Origin of the sequence: Streptomyces ortus (assembly GCF_026341275.1) — a bacterium.
Taxonomy (GTDB): domain Bacteria; phylum Actinomycetota; class Actinomycetes; order Streptomycetales; family Streptomycetaceae; genus Streptomyces; species Streptomyces ortus.
Map to the genome: position 1 here is coordinate 6951902 of NZ_JAIFZO010000002.1, position 12644 is coordinate 6964545.

At 70.0% G+C, this 12644-nt stretch carries 15 protein-coding genes; 2 read left to right on the forward strand and 13 right to left on the reverse strand.

The genetic code is table 11. The annotated features are described in order from the left end of the window. The 3 genes from K3769_RS33605 to K3769_RS33615 are packed head-to-tail and all read right to left on the reverse strand — an operon-like array spanning nt 1 to nt 2527. On the reverse strand, nt 1-780 hold the full coding sequence (locus K3769_RS33605; RefSeq protein WP_267031649.1) for an ABC transporter permease: 780 nt from the start codon (nt 778-780) through the stop codon (nt 1-3). A 5-nt stretch (nt 781-785) separates the two neighbouring features. Then, complete coding sequence (locus tag K3769_RS33610; protein ID WP_267030007.1) at nt 786-1559, reverse strand: ABC transporter permease; 774 nt, start codon at nt 1557-1559, stop codon at nt 786-788. Then, nucleotides 1556-2527 carry an ABC transporter substrate-binding protein gene (locus tag K3769_RS33615; protein WP_267030008.1) on the reverse strand — a complete coding sequence of 324 codons (972 nt, stop codon included), beginning with the start codon at nt 2525-2527 and terminating at the stop codon, nt 1556-1558. Before K3769_RS33615 ends, K3769_RS33610 begins: the two co-directional genes overlap by 4 nt. A 194-nt stretch (nt 2528-2721) precedes the next feature. Between K3769_RS33615 and K3769_RS33620 the strand changes: the two genes are divergently transcribed. After that, complete coding sequence (locus K3769_RS33620; protein ID WP_267030009.1) at nt 2722-3537, forward strand: IclR family transcriptional regulator domain-containing protein; 816 nt, start codon at nt 2722-2724, stop codon at nt 3535-3537. On the opposite strand, the gene K3769_RS33625 is transcribed toward K3769_RS33620, so the two are convergent. The 3 genes from K3769_RS33625 to K3769_RS33635 are packed head-to-tail and all read right to left on the reverse strand — an operon-like array spanning nt 3488 to nt 5711. Beyond that, nucleotides 3488-4453 (reverse strand): PDR/VanB family oxidoreductase, encoded by a 966-nt coding sequence (locus tag K3769_RS33625; RefSeq protein WP_267030010.1) that lies wholly within the window; start codon nt 4451-4453, stop codon nt 3488-3490. The two genes, K3769_RS33620 and K3769_RS33625, sit on opposite strands and share 50 nt — an antisense overlap. Then, nucleotides 4450-4650, reverse strand: coding sequence for a hypothetical protein (locus K3769_RS33630; RefSeq protein WP_267030011.1), 201 nt, complete (start codon nt 4648-4650; stop codon nt 4450-4452). The genes K3769_RS33625 and K3769_RS33630 overlap by 4 nt, the downstream gene beginning before the upstream one ends. Further along, nucleotides 4647-5711, reverse strand: a complete 1065-nt coding sequence (locus K3769_RS33635; protein ID WP_267030012.1) for a Rieske 2Fe-2S domain-containing protein — start codon at nt 5709-5711, stop codon at nt 4647-4649. Before K3769_RS33635 ends, K3769_RS33630 begins: the two co-directional genes overlap by 4 nt. A gap of 118 nt (nt 5712-5829) precedes the next feature. Between K3769_RS33635 and K3769_RS33640 the strand changes: the two genes are divergently transcribed. After that, nucleotides 5830-6006, forward strand: a complete 177-nt coding sequence (locus K3769_RS33640; protein WP_267030013.1) for a hypothetical protein — start codon at nt 5830-5832, stop codon at nt 6004-6006. Here the strand turns inward: K3769_RS33640 and K3769_RS33645 are convergent. Genes K3769_RS33645 through K3769_RS33675 form a run of 7 tightly spaced genes read right to left on the reverse strand, consistent with a single transcriptional unit; the run spans nt 5999 to nt 12464 of the window. Next, nucleotides 5999-6757: an enoyl-CoA hydratase/isomerase family protein gene (locus K3769_RS33645; RefSeq protein ID WP_267030014.1), complete on the reverse strand. Its 759-nt coding sequence runs from the start codon at nt 6755-6757 to the stop codon at nt 5999-6001. The genes K3769_RS33640 and K3769_RS33645 overlap by 8 nt on opposite strands. Then, nucleotides 6754-8043: a cytochrome P450 gene (locus K3769_RS33650; protein WP_372515095.1), complete on the reverse strand. Its 1290-nt coding sequence runs from the start codon at nt 8041-8043 to the stop codon at nt 6754-6756. The genes K3769_RS33645 and K3769_RS33650 overlap by 4 nt, the downstream gene beginning before the upstream one ends. Before the next feature lie 60 nt (nt 8044-8103). Next, nucleotides 8104-9483, reverse strand: coding sequence for a cytochrome P450 family protein (locus K3769_RS33655; RefSeq protein ID WP_267030016.1), 1380 nt, complete (start codon nt 9481-9483; stop codon nt 8104-8106). Nucleotides 9484-9491: 8 nt separating this feature from the next. Continuing rightward, nucleotides 9492-10052 (reverse strand): GTP-binding protein, encoded by a 561-nt coding sequence (locus K3769_RS33660; protein ID WP_267030017.1) that lies wholly within the window; start codon nt 10050-10052, stop codon nt 9492-9494. A 3-nt stretch (nt 10053-10055) separates the two neighbouring features. Beyond that, on the reverse strand, nt 10056-10442 hold the full coding sequence (locus K3769_RS33665; protein WP_267030018.1) for a DUF742 domain-containing protein: 387 nt from the start codon (nt 10440-10442) through the stop codon (nt 10056-10058). After that, nucleotides 10435-11280: a roadblock/LC7 domain-containing protein gene (locus K3769_RS33670; RefSeq protein WP_267030019.1), complete on the reverse strand. Its 846-nt coding sequence runs from the start codon at nt 11278-11280 to the stop codon at nt 10435-10437. The genes K3769_RS33665 and K3769_RS33670 overlap by 8 nt, the downstream gene beginning before the upstream one ends. Continuing rightward, entirely contained in the window at nt 11277-12464 is a 1188-nt protein-coding gene (locus K3769_RS33675) for an ATP-binding protein (protein ID WP_267030020.1), read from the reverse strand. Before K3769_RS33675 ends, K3769_RS33670 begins: the two co-directional genes overlap by 4 nt. Nucleotides 12465-12644 lie beyond the last annotated feature (180 nt).

Consider the following 12644-nt stretch of genomic DNA (forward strand, 5'->3'; position numbering starts at 1 on the left):
TCACGACGACCGCCGGGAGGCGTCGCGCGCACCGTGGTACCAGCCGAGCGCACGCCGCTCGACGAGCCGGAAGACGACCGACAGGACGAACCCGAGCAGCCCGAGCAGCAGGATCCCGGTCCACATGTCGGGGATGGCGAAGCCGCGCTGGAACTGGACGATGGTGAAGCCGAGCCCGTTGCTGGCGGCGAACATCTCGCTGATGACCATCAGGATGATCCCGATGGACAGGGCCTGGCGCAGCCCCGCGAAGATCTGCGGGCTCGCCGCGGGCAGCACCAGGTACCGCAGCCGCGCGACGCCCGTGATGCCGTAGGAGCGGGCCGTCTCGGACATCACCGAATCGACCGCCCGTACGCCCTCGACGGTGTTGAGCAGGATCGGCCAGACGCAGCCGCTCGCGATCACCACGACCTTCATCGTGTCGCCGATGCCCGCGAACAGCATGATGACCGGGACCAGCACCGGCGGCGGCACCGCCCGCAGGAATTCGAGCACCGGCTCGCACACCGCCCGCACCCGGCGGTACGAGCCGATCACCGTGCCCAGCGCCACACCCGCGACGGCCGCGCACGCGTAACCGGCGCTCAGCCGCAGCACACTGGGCAGGACGTCCTCGCGCAGCCGCTCGCCGGTCCAGACGTCGGGGAACGTGCTGAGGATGGTGCGCAGCGGCGGCCAGTAGATGTCCGTGCTGCCGTCCGACGCGTACCACCACGCCACGACGAGCAGTGCGGGCAGCGCCGCGACGAGGACCAGCCGCAGCAGGACGCGTTCCAGGCCGTTCACACCGCCACCTCCCCGCGTACGGACTGGTGCCAGGCCAGCGCCCGCCGCTCGACGGTCCGCGCTCCCACGTTGATGAGCAACCCGAGCAGACCGGTGACCACCACCAGCGCGTACATCTCCGGCACCGCCTGGGAGGTCTGCGCGACGGCGATCCGTGCCCCCAACCCCGGTGCGCCGATGACGAGTTCGGCCGTCACGGCGAGGATCAGGGCCACCGCGGCGGCCAGCCGCACCCCCGTCATGACGTACGGCAGGGCCGTCGGCCACAGCACATGGCGGATACGCGCCCAGGTGCCGAGGCCGTACGAGCGGGCGGTCTCCTCGGCGACCGGGTCCACGTCCTGGACGCCGTACATGACCTGCACCAGGACCTGCCAGAACGAGGCGTAGACGACCAGCAGGAGGACCGAGCGCAGTTCGCTGCCGTACAGCAGCACGGCGAGCGGGATCAGCGCGACCGACGGGATCGGGCGCAGGAACTCGATCGTCGAGGCGGTCGCCTCACGCAGATACGGCGTGACCGAGATCAGGACGCCCGCGACGATGCCCGCGCTCACCGCGATCACCAGCCCGATGGCCCAGCCGGTGAGGGTGTCCCCGAGCGCGGTCCAGAACGCGTCGTCGGCCAGCTCGGTGGCGAGCGCGTCGGCGATGCGGCTGGTCGGCGGGAAGTAGTCCTCGTCGACCAGGCCGAGCCGCGGCGCCGCCTCGCCCAGGGCGAGGAAGGCCGCGAGCCCGCAGGCGCCCAGCAGGGCGTTGGCACCCTTCACGGCAGCAGCTCGTCCAGGTCCGGCTTCTTCTCGAACAGGCCGTCCTGTTGCCCCAGTTCGGCCAGCCTCTCGATGGAGCGACGGTCCGGTTCGGCGGGCCACCGCGGCAGGACCAGCGAGTCCACCAGCGGCTTGGGGATCTTCGTGTACGTGGTGATGATCTCGCGGACCTCCTGCGGGTGGCTGTCCGCGTACTCCAGGGACTCGATGGTCGCCGCCTGGAACTTCTTCACCAACTCTGGGTTCTTCTGCACGTATGTCTGCGAGGAGAAGTACATCGCCACGGTGAGGTCGGGCGACACGTCGACGAAGAGCGAGGCGATGGAGGTGCCGCCCTGCGCCTTGATGCTCGCGAGGGCCGGTTCCACGACACAGGCCGCGTCCACCCGGCCGCCTTCGAGCGCGGCCGGCATCTGGTCGAAGGGCATCTCCACGAACTTCACCTTGGACGGGTCGCCGCCGTCCTTGCGGACCGACTCCCTGGTCGAGGTGTCACAGATGTTGTTGAGCGTGTTGGCGGCGACCTTCCTGCCCTCCACGTCCTTGGCGGACTTCAGGGGGCTGCCCTTCCTCACCGCGAGCTCCGCGAAGTCGGCGCCCTTCTTGCCGGTGGACGCGACACCGTTCACCACGGCCTTGACCGGCACGTTCTTGGACTGCGCGATGAGCAGGGACGTCATGTTGCTGAATCCGAAGTCGAACTGGCCCGAGACCACACCCGGCACGATCGCCGCCCCGCCCTGCGCGCTGGTCAGCGACAGCTTGATGCCGCGTTCGCCGTAGAAGCCCTTCTTCTGGCCCAGGTACAGGGGGGCGACGTCGACGATGGGGATGACGCCGACCTTGACCGTGGTGGTACCGCCGGACGCCTTGTCGTTGTCGTCCGACCCGGGGGAGTCGGACGAACCGCAGGCCGTCGCGGCGACGAACGTGGCGCCGGTCACGAGGCCGATGAGCAGACGACGCATCACTCCCCCTAAGGACAGTTCCTGGGACAGTTCTTCGACAGGCTGTGCGCAGACCGCACAGAAGTGCTCAGCGGGAACGTAGAACCTTGCCGTGGAACAGGTCAATGCCCTTGACGCGCACGGTCGTTGACAGTTGCCGATCCGTGCTCCTAGCGTGCGCAGAGCGCACCCCCGTGCGCCCCGTGGAGGCGACGATGCCCGCTGGAGATCGCGAACCGCATTTCGTCCGTTCCTTCGAGCGCGGCCTCGCGGTCATCCGCGCCTTCGACGCCGACCATCCGGAGCTCACGCTCAGCGAGGTGGCGCGGGTCACCGATCTGACCCGCGCGGCGGCCCGCCGCTTCCTGCTGACCCTCTTCGACCTGGGATACGTACAGACGGACGGCCGGATGTTCCGGCTCACCCCGCGGGTCCTGGAACTCGGCTACTCCTATCTGTCCAGTTTCACCCTGCCGGAGATCGCCGAGCCGCATCTGGAGCAACTCGTCGCGCAGATAAGGGAGTCGTCCTCCCTGTGCGTCCTGGACGGCGACGACATCGTGTACGCCGCCCGCGTACCGACGCACCGCATCATGACCGCGACGATCACCGTCGGCAGCCGCTTCCCGGCCCATGTCACCTCGGTGGGAAGGGTGTTGCTCGCGCAGCTGCCCGACGAGGAGATCGACGCCCGGCTGTCCCGCGCGGACCTGAGCCCGCTGACCGCCCGCACGATCGTCTCCGCGGAACTGCTGCGCACCGAGCTGCGCCGGGTACGCCGTCAGGGGTACGCGATCGTCGACCAGGAACTGGAGGAGGGGCTGCGCTCGGTCGCCGTCCCGGTGCGCGACCGGGACGGCGAGGTGGTGGCGGCGGTCAACATCCCCGTGCACGCCAGCCGCAACTCGGTGGAGTCCGTACGCCGTGACCTGCTGCCCCATCTGCTGGCCACGGTCGCCCGGATCGAGGCGGACCTGCGGATCACAGGTCGAGCACGAGGCGCTTCCCGAGGCACCGGGACACACAGATGAGCATGGTCTCGCCGGCCGCCCGCTCCTCGGCCGTGAGCACCGAGTCGCGGTGGTCGGGCGTGCCGTCGAGGACGTCCGTCTCACAGGTCCCGCAGGTGCCCTCGGTGCAGGAGAAGAGCACCTCGACACCCGCCGCGCGCACGGTGTCGAGCACGGAGGCGTCGGCGGTCACGGTGAGGGTGCGCCCCGACCGCTCCAGCACGACCTCGAACTCGCCGTCGGCAGCGGCCTCCTGATGCGCCGTCACCTTCGCCGCCCCGGGCTGGAAGCGCTCCACGTGCAGGGTGCCGCCCGGCCACCCCGCGCACCGCTCCTCCACGGCGTCCAGCAGCGGACCGGGACCGCAGCAGTAGACGAGCGTGTCCGGGCGCGGAGCACCGCCGAGGACGCCGGCGAGGTCGAGCAGCCCGTACTCGTCCTGCGGAACGACACGTACACGGTCCCCGTAGGGCTCCAGTTCCTCCTTGAAGGCCATGGAGTCGCGGGTCCGCCCGCCGTACAGCAGCGTCCAGTCGGCGCCCGCCGCGTCGGCCGCGGCCAGCATCGGCAGGATCGGGGTGATGCCGATGCCGCCCGCGACGAAGAGGTAGCGAGGCGACGGCAGGAGGGCGAAGTGGTTGCGCGGACCGCGTACGCGGACCTTGTCGCCCACCCGCACCTGCCCGTGCACATGGGCGGATCCGCCGCGCCCCGCGGGCTCGCGCAGCACCGCGACGCGCCACGAGCGCCGGTCGGCCGGATCGCCGCACAGCGAGTACTGCCGCTCCAGGACCGGCCCCAGGACCACGTCGATATGGGCGCCCGGCTCCCAGGCGGGCAGCTCCTCGCCGAGCGGATGGCGGAGGGTGAGAGCGAGGACACCGTCGGCGGCCACGACCCGTCGCTCGACGACGAGTTCGGCTTCGTACACGTTCATGAGCGGTGCTCCTGTGTCTGCCCCCGTGTCTGTGCCTGCCCCTGGGGTGTGTGTCCTTCGGGGTGGCCGAGCATCCACTCCCACATCGCGACCGGGTCCTCGGCGGTGTGCTCGGCCCCGCAGTGACAGGTGCCGTGGAGCACGTCGGTGCCCGGCAGCCAGTCGATGCGGTAGACCTCTCCGGTGGCGCTGCTCACAGGGCCTTCTCCACGGGCTTCTCGCCCTCCTCGACCAGCCGGGCGAGGATACGGCGGGCCGCCAGACCGCCGGTGTCGATGTTGATGCTCAGCTCCTGGTAGCCGCTCCGCTCGGTGCCGAGCGTCCGCTGCAGCAGGTTCAGCGCGTCGACGTCCTGCATCACGACCGTGTGGTTGTTGGCGCGCAGGAACTCGCTCACCTCGGCGTCGCCGGTCGCCCAGTCGCGCGAGACCATCCAGAAGTCGTACACCTTGCCGTCGGCGGAGGGAGTGATGGCGTACGTGATCTCCGTGTGGAAGCCGTTCGGGTCGCTGCCGTCCGGTTCGGGCACGACACCGGCCGGCGCTATCCGGCTGTGCAGCAGGTACAGGCACGGCGCGTGGTACTCGATGTCCTGCCAGCGGGTGATGCGCCCCTCGATACCGGTCGACCTGGCGTAGAAGGGCGGGCACTCGGCGTCGTCCATGCGCCGGCTCACCCGCACGATGCCCGCGCCCTCGTCCACCTCGGTGGTGATGGGCGTCTCGGCGACCTCGGGGGTGCCGATGTACCCGCCGTGCAGGTACGTCTCGTGGGACAGGTCGAGGAGGTTGTCGACGAGGAGCCCGTAGTCGGCGTCGATCGGCTCCATCCCGCTGACGGTGACCCAGCCGGGGGAGTCGAGATGCCGGGCCCGTGGAATGACCTCGGGGTCGGCGAGGGCGGGGTCGCCGATCCACACCCAGATCAGGGCGTCCTGCTCGACCACCGGGTAGGAGGCGACGCGGGCGGTGCGGGGGACGCGTTTCTGACCGGGCACGTACACGCACGCACCCGTCGTGTCGTACGTGAAGCCGTGGTACCCGCAGACGACCCGGTCGCCGTCGAGCCCGCTGGCGGACAGCGGATAGCGGCGGTGCACACACCGGTCGTGCAGCGCGACGGGCCGGCCGTCGTCCTCGGTCCGGTAGAGGACGAGCGGCTCCCCGAGCACGGTCCGCCCGAGCAACTCCCGCCCGACCTCATGGGCGTAGGCGGCTACGTACCACTGGTTCCTGGCGAAGGCGGTCATGTGTGGCATGAGCGGGTCCCGTCATCCTCGACGTCGTGTCAGAAACACCATGGCGGTGTCGCCCTCACCCGGCAAGAGGACTTCCGTCGGACGGAAAATCCCTGTTCAGCCGCTTGCCACCTGCCACGTGGCAGGCGGTTCGCTTCACCGCCCCGACCCGGCCGCCGACGTACTGCACCCGCTGAGCGACCCGGACGCTCGGGAGTCGGACGAGGACGACGACGGCGGTCCGGCAGGGGTGGACATCCTGGTGGCGCGGACCCACTGGCCGGGGTGGGTCGCGCGCCGGATCAGGGCTACGTGAGCATGCTGCTCAGGAGGTGGGAGTCGAGGAGGGAAACGTTTGCCGTGCCGGTCTGTGCGTAGCCTGCGAGCAGGCGCTTGGTCAGGACGAGGGTCTCGGGTGAGCGTCGGGCGAGTGGTTTCGCCCACGCGTCGACGGCGCGGTCCAACTGGTCCTGGGGGACCACTTTGTGGAGCAGGCCGATCCGGTGAGCGGTGGAGGAGTCGAAGACCTCGCAGGTGAGCGCCAGTTCACGGACGGCTGCGACGCCGACCTCGGAGATCAGCCGGCCCAGGGCGCCTCCCCAGGCGGGCGGGAGGCCGAGGGCGACTTCGGGCATGCGGAAGCGGCAGGTGTCCGAGCCCGCCCGCAGGTCACAGAAGGCGGCAAGGGCGAGGCCGGCTCCGATGACCTTGCCGTGGAGCCGGGCGATGGTGACGGCGTGGGTGCTCTCCAGGGCGTGGCAGAGGCGGTGTGCCTTGTCCACGGCCCGCCGCAGGACGGCGCCGGACGGGTCGGCGGTGACCGCGTCCAGGTACTCGCCGCGGTCCGCTCCGGTGCAGAAGTCCGGTCCGAGGGAGGACAGGACCAGGACACGGACGTCGGGCCGTTCACGCAGCCCGTCCAGCAGGGCGATGAGGTCGTCGATCGCGGCGGCGCTGAGGACGTCGTCCTGCCGGGTGGGGTTGAGGCGGACCCGCAGGACCGGGCCGTCCTGCTCGGTGTCGATGGCGGAGGGGCGGACGGAGGGGGGCGGGAGTATGTGGTTCATGCGAGGGCGACGTCCAGGTTCAGCAGACGCCTGAAGGCCACTCTGGGTGCCCTGTGCGGGCGTCTGGCCAGGGTGAGGCGGGGCAGGCGACCGACCAGTTGGCGCAGGAGGGTGTGGGCTTCGAGCCGGGCCAGCGGGGCGCCGAGGCAGTAGTGGATGCCTCCGCTGAAGGCGAGGTGGGGGAAGGCCTTGCGGTGCGGGTCGAACCGGTCGGGGTCAGGGTGCTTGGCCGGGTCGCGGTGGGCGGCGGCCACCATGAGGTGGACCATCTCGTCGGCCCGGACCTCGACGCCGTCCAGCACGCCGTCCCGTGCGGCGACCCGGCTGATGACGTGTGCCGGCGGGTCGTAGCGCAGTGTCTCCTCCACGAAGGCGGGTACCAGGTCGGGGCGGGCGACCAGCAGGTCCCAGCGGGCGGGGTCCTCGACGAGGTGGAGCGTCATGGTCGACAACAGGGTCGAGGTGGTCTCCAGTGCGGCCAGCAGGACGAACAGGACCAGGAAGTAGACCGCCTCGTCCGCCTTGTCCGGGTCTGGCTCCATGGCATCCCAGGTCGTGATCCAGCGTGAGACGGGATCGTCACCCGGGTGCTCGCGCCGGTCACGGACGAGGTCCATGAAGTAGGAGCGCAGTTCGGCCATCGCGACGTCGGACCGGGCCAGTTGGCTCGCGGACGGCAGCAGTTCCTGGGTGAAGACCTGTTCATGGGTCAGTTCGCGCAGCCGTGGCCAGTCGGCCTCCGGCAGGGCGAGCCAGGCGCCGATGGTGGCGATCGGCAGTTCCTCGCTGACCAGGGCGGCGAAGTCCGCGTGGTCCTCGCCGCCTCCGAGACGTTCGGCCAGGGTGTCGAGGAGGCCGTCGGTGAGCCGGCGGACCGTCCGGCCCATCCGCTGGATGGCCGTCCGGTCGAATCCGCCGGCCGCCCGGCGCACCCTGGTGTGCTCCGGCGGGTTGAGAGCGGGCATCGTGCTGCCTATCTCGCGCGAGGACGGAGCACTCCAGCGGGTGCGGGGGCCCTGCCGGTCGCGCCAGTCCTTGTCCGGTTCCAGCCACTCGGCGCCGCGCAGTACGCGGTCGCAGGCGTCGAAGCTGGTGACGAGGAAACCGCCCCAGGGGGCGGGGCTGACTCCGCCCCTGGACCGTAGTTCCGTGTAGAAGGGGAAGGGGTCGGCCTGCCCTTCCGCCGTCCGCAGACGGGAGAAAAGAGAGACGGTGGCGCGGCGGTCGGACGACGACGTCGTGAGGCTGCCCACGGTGGCGGCTCCTTTCTGAGCAACAGCCGCCATACGTACCCGTGAGGTTATTGAACCATCCAATAACACTGTGTCCTCATAGGGTTACTTAGGTCACTCGCCCCTGGTCCATGCCAGGAACCGAGTGAAAAGGCCCGACTTGTTCTTGGCGGCGGCGTGGGCCGCCGGCTGCTGGTGCGAGGCAGCGGGGTACTGCGCCGCGGGCGCGGGCATCGACGAGGCGTCCTGGGACCGGGTGGAGTCCGCGGCGGTCTGGGTCACGCTGCGCGGGGTGAACCGGATCGGGACGCTCACCAGGGACCGGCTCCACGGCGCGGGCACCCAGGAGAGGTCCTGGAAGCGTACGCGCGTCTCGACGTCGGGCAGCCGGTTGAGGAGCGACTCGACGGCGGTGACGGCGATCATGAGCGCCGGGTCCTTGGCGGGGCAGGCGTGCGGGCCGGCGCCGAAGGCGAGGTGGGCCTTGCCGCTGAGCTGCTCGCGGTGCTCGGTCAGCTTCGGGTCGGTGTTGGCCGCGGCGAAGGAGATGACCACCGGGTCGTTGGCGCGCAGGATCCGGCCGCCCAGTTCGACGTCGTGGGTCGGGTAGTGGGCCGCGTAGTTGGCGATCGGCGCGTAGTTCCACAGGGTCTGGACGACGGCGTCCTCGACCGGGAGGCCGGACGGCCAGTCCTCGCCGAGGTACAGCGCGCTGCTGGTGCCGATGGCCGCCGCCAGGGGTGCGGTGCCGCCGGACAGCAGGGTCACCAGCTGGTGCAGCACCTCCTCGTCGGTGAGGCCCGCGGCGTGCTGCATGAGCCGCGTCGTCACGTCGTTGCCGGGCCGGCGGTGCTTGAGGGCGATGAGTTCGCCGAGCGCGCCGCCCAGGACCTGGTCGGCGCCCGGGGTGCCTTCGAAGATGCCGCTGATGCCCGCGATGACGCGGTCGCCGATCTCGGGCGGGCAGCCGAACAGGTCGCTGAAGACGAGCAGCGGCAGCGGCTGGGCGTAGTCGGCCATCAGATCGGCCTGGCCGAGCACGTCCGAGGAGAACTGGCTGATCAGGTAGTCGGCGGACTGCTGGGTCTGCCGGACGAGCTGGAGTTCGTCGATGCTGGCGAGGCTGTCGGTGACGGCCTGGCGGAGCCGGGCATGGGCGGCGCCGTCGCTGAAGAGGGCGTTGGGGCGGTAGCCCATCATGGGCAGGGCCGGGCTGTCCGCGGGCACCCGGCCCTCGTTCAGCGCGTTCCAGCGGCGTGAGTCGCGGACGAAGGAGGCGGGGTTCTGCAGGATGTACAGGGCCGCGTCGTAGCTGGTGACCAGTTCGACCTCGACGTCGGGGGAGATGTCGACGGGGGCGCTGGGGCCGAGCGAGCGCAGGTGGTCGTAGTGGCGCTCGGGGTCGGAGCCGAACTCGGGGCCGAACAGCTGGGTGTTGCCGTGCGCGGGGCACCCGGGCGGCGGTGTCGGGTGGGAGTTGATCTGGTGTTGCATGCCGGCTCCTAGCCGAGTATGGACATGAGGTGCTGCACGAGGGTGATGAGGGACTGCGCCGAGGACGTCTGGTCGCGCACGTCGCAGTGCACGATCGGGGTGTCCTCGGCGAGGTTGAGCGCCTCGCGGACTTCGTCGAGCGGGTACTCGGTGGTGCCCTCGAAGTGGTTGACGCCGATGGTGTACGTCAGGCCGAAGCGCTCGACCAGGTCCAGGATGGGGAAACTGTCGTGCAGCCGCGTGGGGTCGACCAGAACGAGGGCGCCCAGCGCACCCCGGGACAGTGCCTCCCACATCTCCTTGAAGCGTTCCTGCCCCGGGGTCCCGAAGAGGTAGAGCACAAGGGTGTCGCTGAGGGTGAGACGGCCGAAGTCCATCGCCACGGTGGTGGTCGTCTTGTTCGGTGTTCCCGACAGATCGTCGAAGCCCTCACTGGCCTCGGTGATCTCCTCCTCGGTCTGCAGCGGCTCGATCTCGGAGATGCTGCTGATCAGGGTGGTCTTCCCGACCCCGAAATGGCCCACGACGAGGATCTTGACCGAGTTGGAAGTGTCTGGATTCAGATACACGGCTTACGCTCCGAATTTGGTTCTGAGGCCATCCAGCACGGCGCTGAGGAGTTCACGTTCGGCGCGTTCGACGCGGGGAATGGGCTTGCGTACGAGAATGAGGCCGTCCTCCTCCAGCTGCGCCAGCAGGATCCGCACGATGCCCAGGGGCAGGTGGGTGTGGCCCGAGACCTCCGCCACCGACAGGAATCCGTCGGTGATCAGATCCACCACCTTGCGTGCCTCGGGGGACAGCGCCCGCGCGGCGGCGGACGAGCCGCTGTCGTGCGCCATCACCAGCGTGGTGTGCTCGTACTGGTGATCCGAGGGGAGTCCACGCCCGTTCGTGATCACGAAGAGGGGGACTAACGGTGAGGTGAGTTCCAGTTCCTCGTCCGATCCGTCAGACATGGTCGGACTCCTCTCCCCAGCCTTCGGGCGCCAGGATCGCGGGCACGGCGTCGCACAGGCGCGTCGTGAACTCTTCGATGTCGCAGTCGTGTTCGGCGGCGGCGGCCAGGAAGCCGTCGTCCCCGGCCGCGATGAGGAAGATCCAGCCGTGTTGGTACTCGATGACCGTCTGCTGCCATTCGGCGTCCTGGGAGCCGCCCGCGAAATCCGCCGCCGCCCGGCTGTAGGCGTGAATGCCGGTCATGGCCGCGGACATCGTGTCCGCGAGATCCTTGCCGATCGTCGAGGTCGCTCCGCGGGGCAGACCGTCGGCGCCGAGCAGCAGCGCGTGCCGGGCGCCGGCCACCTCGGCGACGACCTGGTCCAGCTCCTTGAGCGTGAAACCGGAACCGCCGGCCTCGTCGCGCGCGAGCCGCGCGGCGTCGCTCGTCCGGGAGGAGTCGTCGAGTCCGACCCGCGGCGGTGACGTCAGGTTGCTGCCCAGCCGCGCGACCAGCCGGTTCATCCGGAACGACAGCTGCTGCAGGTCGACGTCGGGCTCCGCGGCGGCGGCCAGGTAGGCGCCCTGTCCCGCCCCGATGAGGAACACCCAGCCGTGGGAGAACTCGATGACCGTCTGGTTCCACTGCTGTTCCGGCGCCGCACCGGCGAAGTGCGCGGTGGCCCGGCTCAAGGACTGCATCCCCGACATGGCGGCCGAGATCGTCTTTACGTCCTTCTCCGTGAGACGGTCCGTGGCTCCGCGCGGGAGGCCGTCCGCCGAGAGCACGACGGCGTGCCGGGCCCCGGGGACGTTGTCCACGATATCCTTGACCATCCACGACATCTCTGTGGTCATGCGTCCTCGGTCCCTTCGGACGACGGGGTCTCGGCAGCACGGCCCGACATGGTGCCGCGCTGGATGGCGGCCAGACCGCCGACCCCCCGGGCCCTCTTGAACGGGCGGGTGGCTCCGCCCGCGGCACCCCCGGCGTCGGTGACGCCCGCGGTCGGAGACTGACGCTCGCCCCGCTTGGGCAGACCGTGCACTGTGCGGCTCTCCGGCTCTTCCTCCCTGGTCGGGATGCGCCGGATCCTGCGCACCGGGGCTTCCTGAGCGGGGGCCGGCGGGGTCTCTTCCATGGTCCACAGCTCCTCGGGCAGCAGGACGACGGCCCGGACGCCGCCGTACCGGGAGACTCCGGTGACGTCCACCTTGAACCCGTACTGGCGCGCGATCAGGCCGACGACGGGAAGGCCGAACTTCGGCTGGGCACCGAGGTGGGACAGGCGGGGGACGGTGTCGCCGGAGAGCAGCACGGTCGCCTTCTGCCGGTCCTCGTCGTTCATGCCGACACCGGCGTCGTCGATCACGATGCACAGGTTCTTCTGCACGCGCTGGAACGTGACCTCGATGGGGGCGTCGTGCTGCGAGAAGCTGGCAGCGTTGTCGAGCAGCTCGGCGACGGCCAGGGCCACCGGCGAGACGGCGGACGCCTTCAGCGCGATCCCGCTCTGCTGCATGATCTGGACCCGGCTGAAGTTACGGATCTGACCCTGGGCGTTGCGCACCACGTCGAAGACGCTGGCGGGCTGGCTGCGGCGGCTGAGGGGCGCGCCGCACATGACCGCGATGCCCTGGGCCTTACGGGCCATCTGGGCGGTGGCGTGGTTGACGTCCAGCAGGTCGGACAGGACCGCGTGTCCGCCGTGCTTGCGCTGAATGGCGTCCAGGAGTGTGGTTTGCTCGGCCGCGAGGCTCTGCAGGAAACGCACCGCGCCCTTGAGGACCGCCTTGGTGCTCTCTTCCGCCGTCCGTTCGGCGTCCCGCAGTGCGTCGTCCTGCTCGGCACGGAACTTCTGCAAGTCGCTCAGAGCGGCCGAGAGCCTGCTCTGGGCCTCGGCCAGTCTCTGTGCCGACTCGGTCTCGAACTGCCGTTTCCTGGCTCCCAGAGCTCTGTTGCGGGCGACGAGTGCTACGACTGCGGCGGCGGCTATCACCGCCACTGCACCGAGGCACCATATGAGCACGTCTCGATTCATCGATACCTTTCCCGGGGCGCGACATGCAGACATCGCCGGAACGCGCCTCAGAAGGATCCGCTGCGCACACCGTGGGAACTGCATGAGCGCTACTACGAAGAGCAGGCTGACCTCAGATCACCGCAAAGTTGATCAAGGCCGCAGACGCCGCGATGCTATCACCGGGCACCGGCCCTTCAG

Bases quoted from the DNA above. Each gene is read 5' to 3' on its own strand.
- K3769_RS33635 (WP_267030012.1), bottom strand. From the start codon at position 5,711: ATGCCACACATGACCGCCTTCGCCAGGAACCAGTGGTACGTAGCCGCC.
- K3769_RS33620 (WP_267030009.1), top strand. From the start codon at position 2,722: ATGCCCGCTGGAGATCGCGAACCGCATTTCGTCCGTTCCTTCGAGCGC.
- K3769_RS33625 (WP_267030010.1), bottom strand. From the start codon at position 4,453: ATGAACGTGTACGAAGCCGAACTCGTCGTCGAGCGACGGGTCGTGGCC.
- K3769_RS33645 (WP_267030014.1), bottom strand. From the start codon at position 6,757: ATGAACCACATACTCCCGCCCCCCTCCGTCCGCCCCTCCGCCATCGAC.
- K3769_RS33675 (WP_267030020.1), bottom strand. From the start codon at position 12,464: ATGAATCGAGACGTGCTCATATGGTGCCTCGGTGCAGTGGCGGTGATA.
- K3769_RS33615 (WP_267030008.1), bottom strand. From the start codon at position 2,527: ATGCGTCGTCTGCTCATCGGCCTCGTGACCGGCGCCACGTTCGTCGCC.
- K3769_RS33650 (WP_372515095.1), bottom strand. From the start codon at position 8,043: ATGGCGGCTGTTGCTCAGAAAGGAGCCGCCACCGTGGGCAGCCTCACG.
- K3769_RS33655 (WP_267030016.1), bottom strand. From the start codon at position 9,483: ATGCAACACCAGATCAACTCCCACCCGACACCGCCGCCCGGGTGCCCC.
- K3769_RS33670 (WP_267030019.1), bottom strand. From the start codon at position 11,280: ATGACCACAGAGATGTCGTGGATGGTCAAGGATATCGTGGACAACGTC.
- K3769_RS33665 (WP_267030018.1), bottom strand. From the start codon at position 10,442: ATGTCTGACGGATCGGACGAGGAACTGGAACTCACCTCACCGTTAGTC.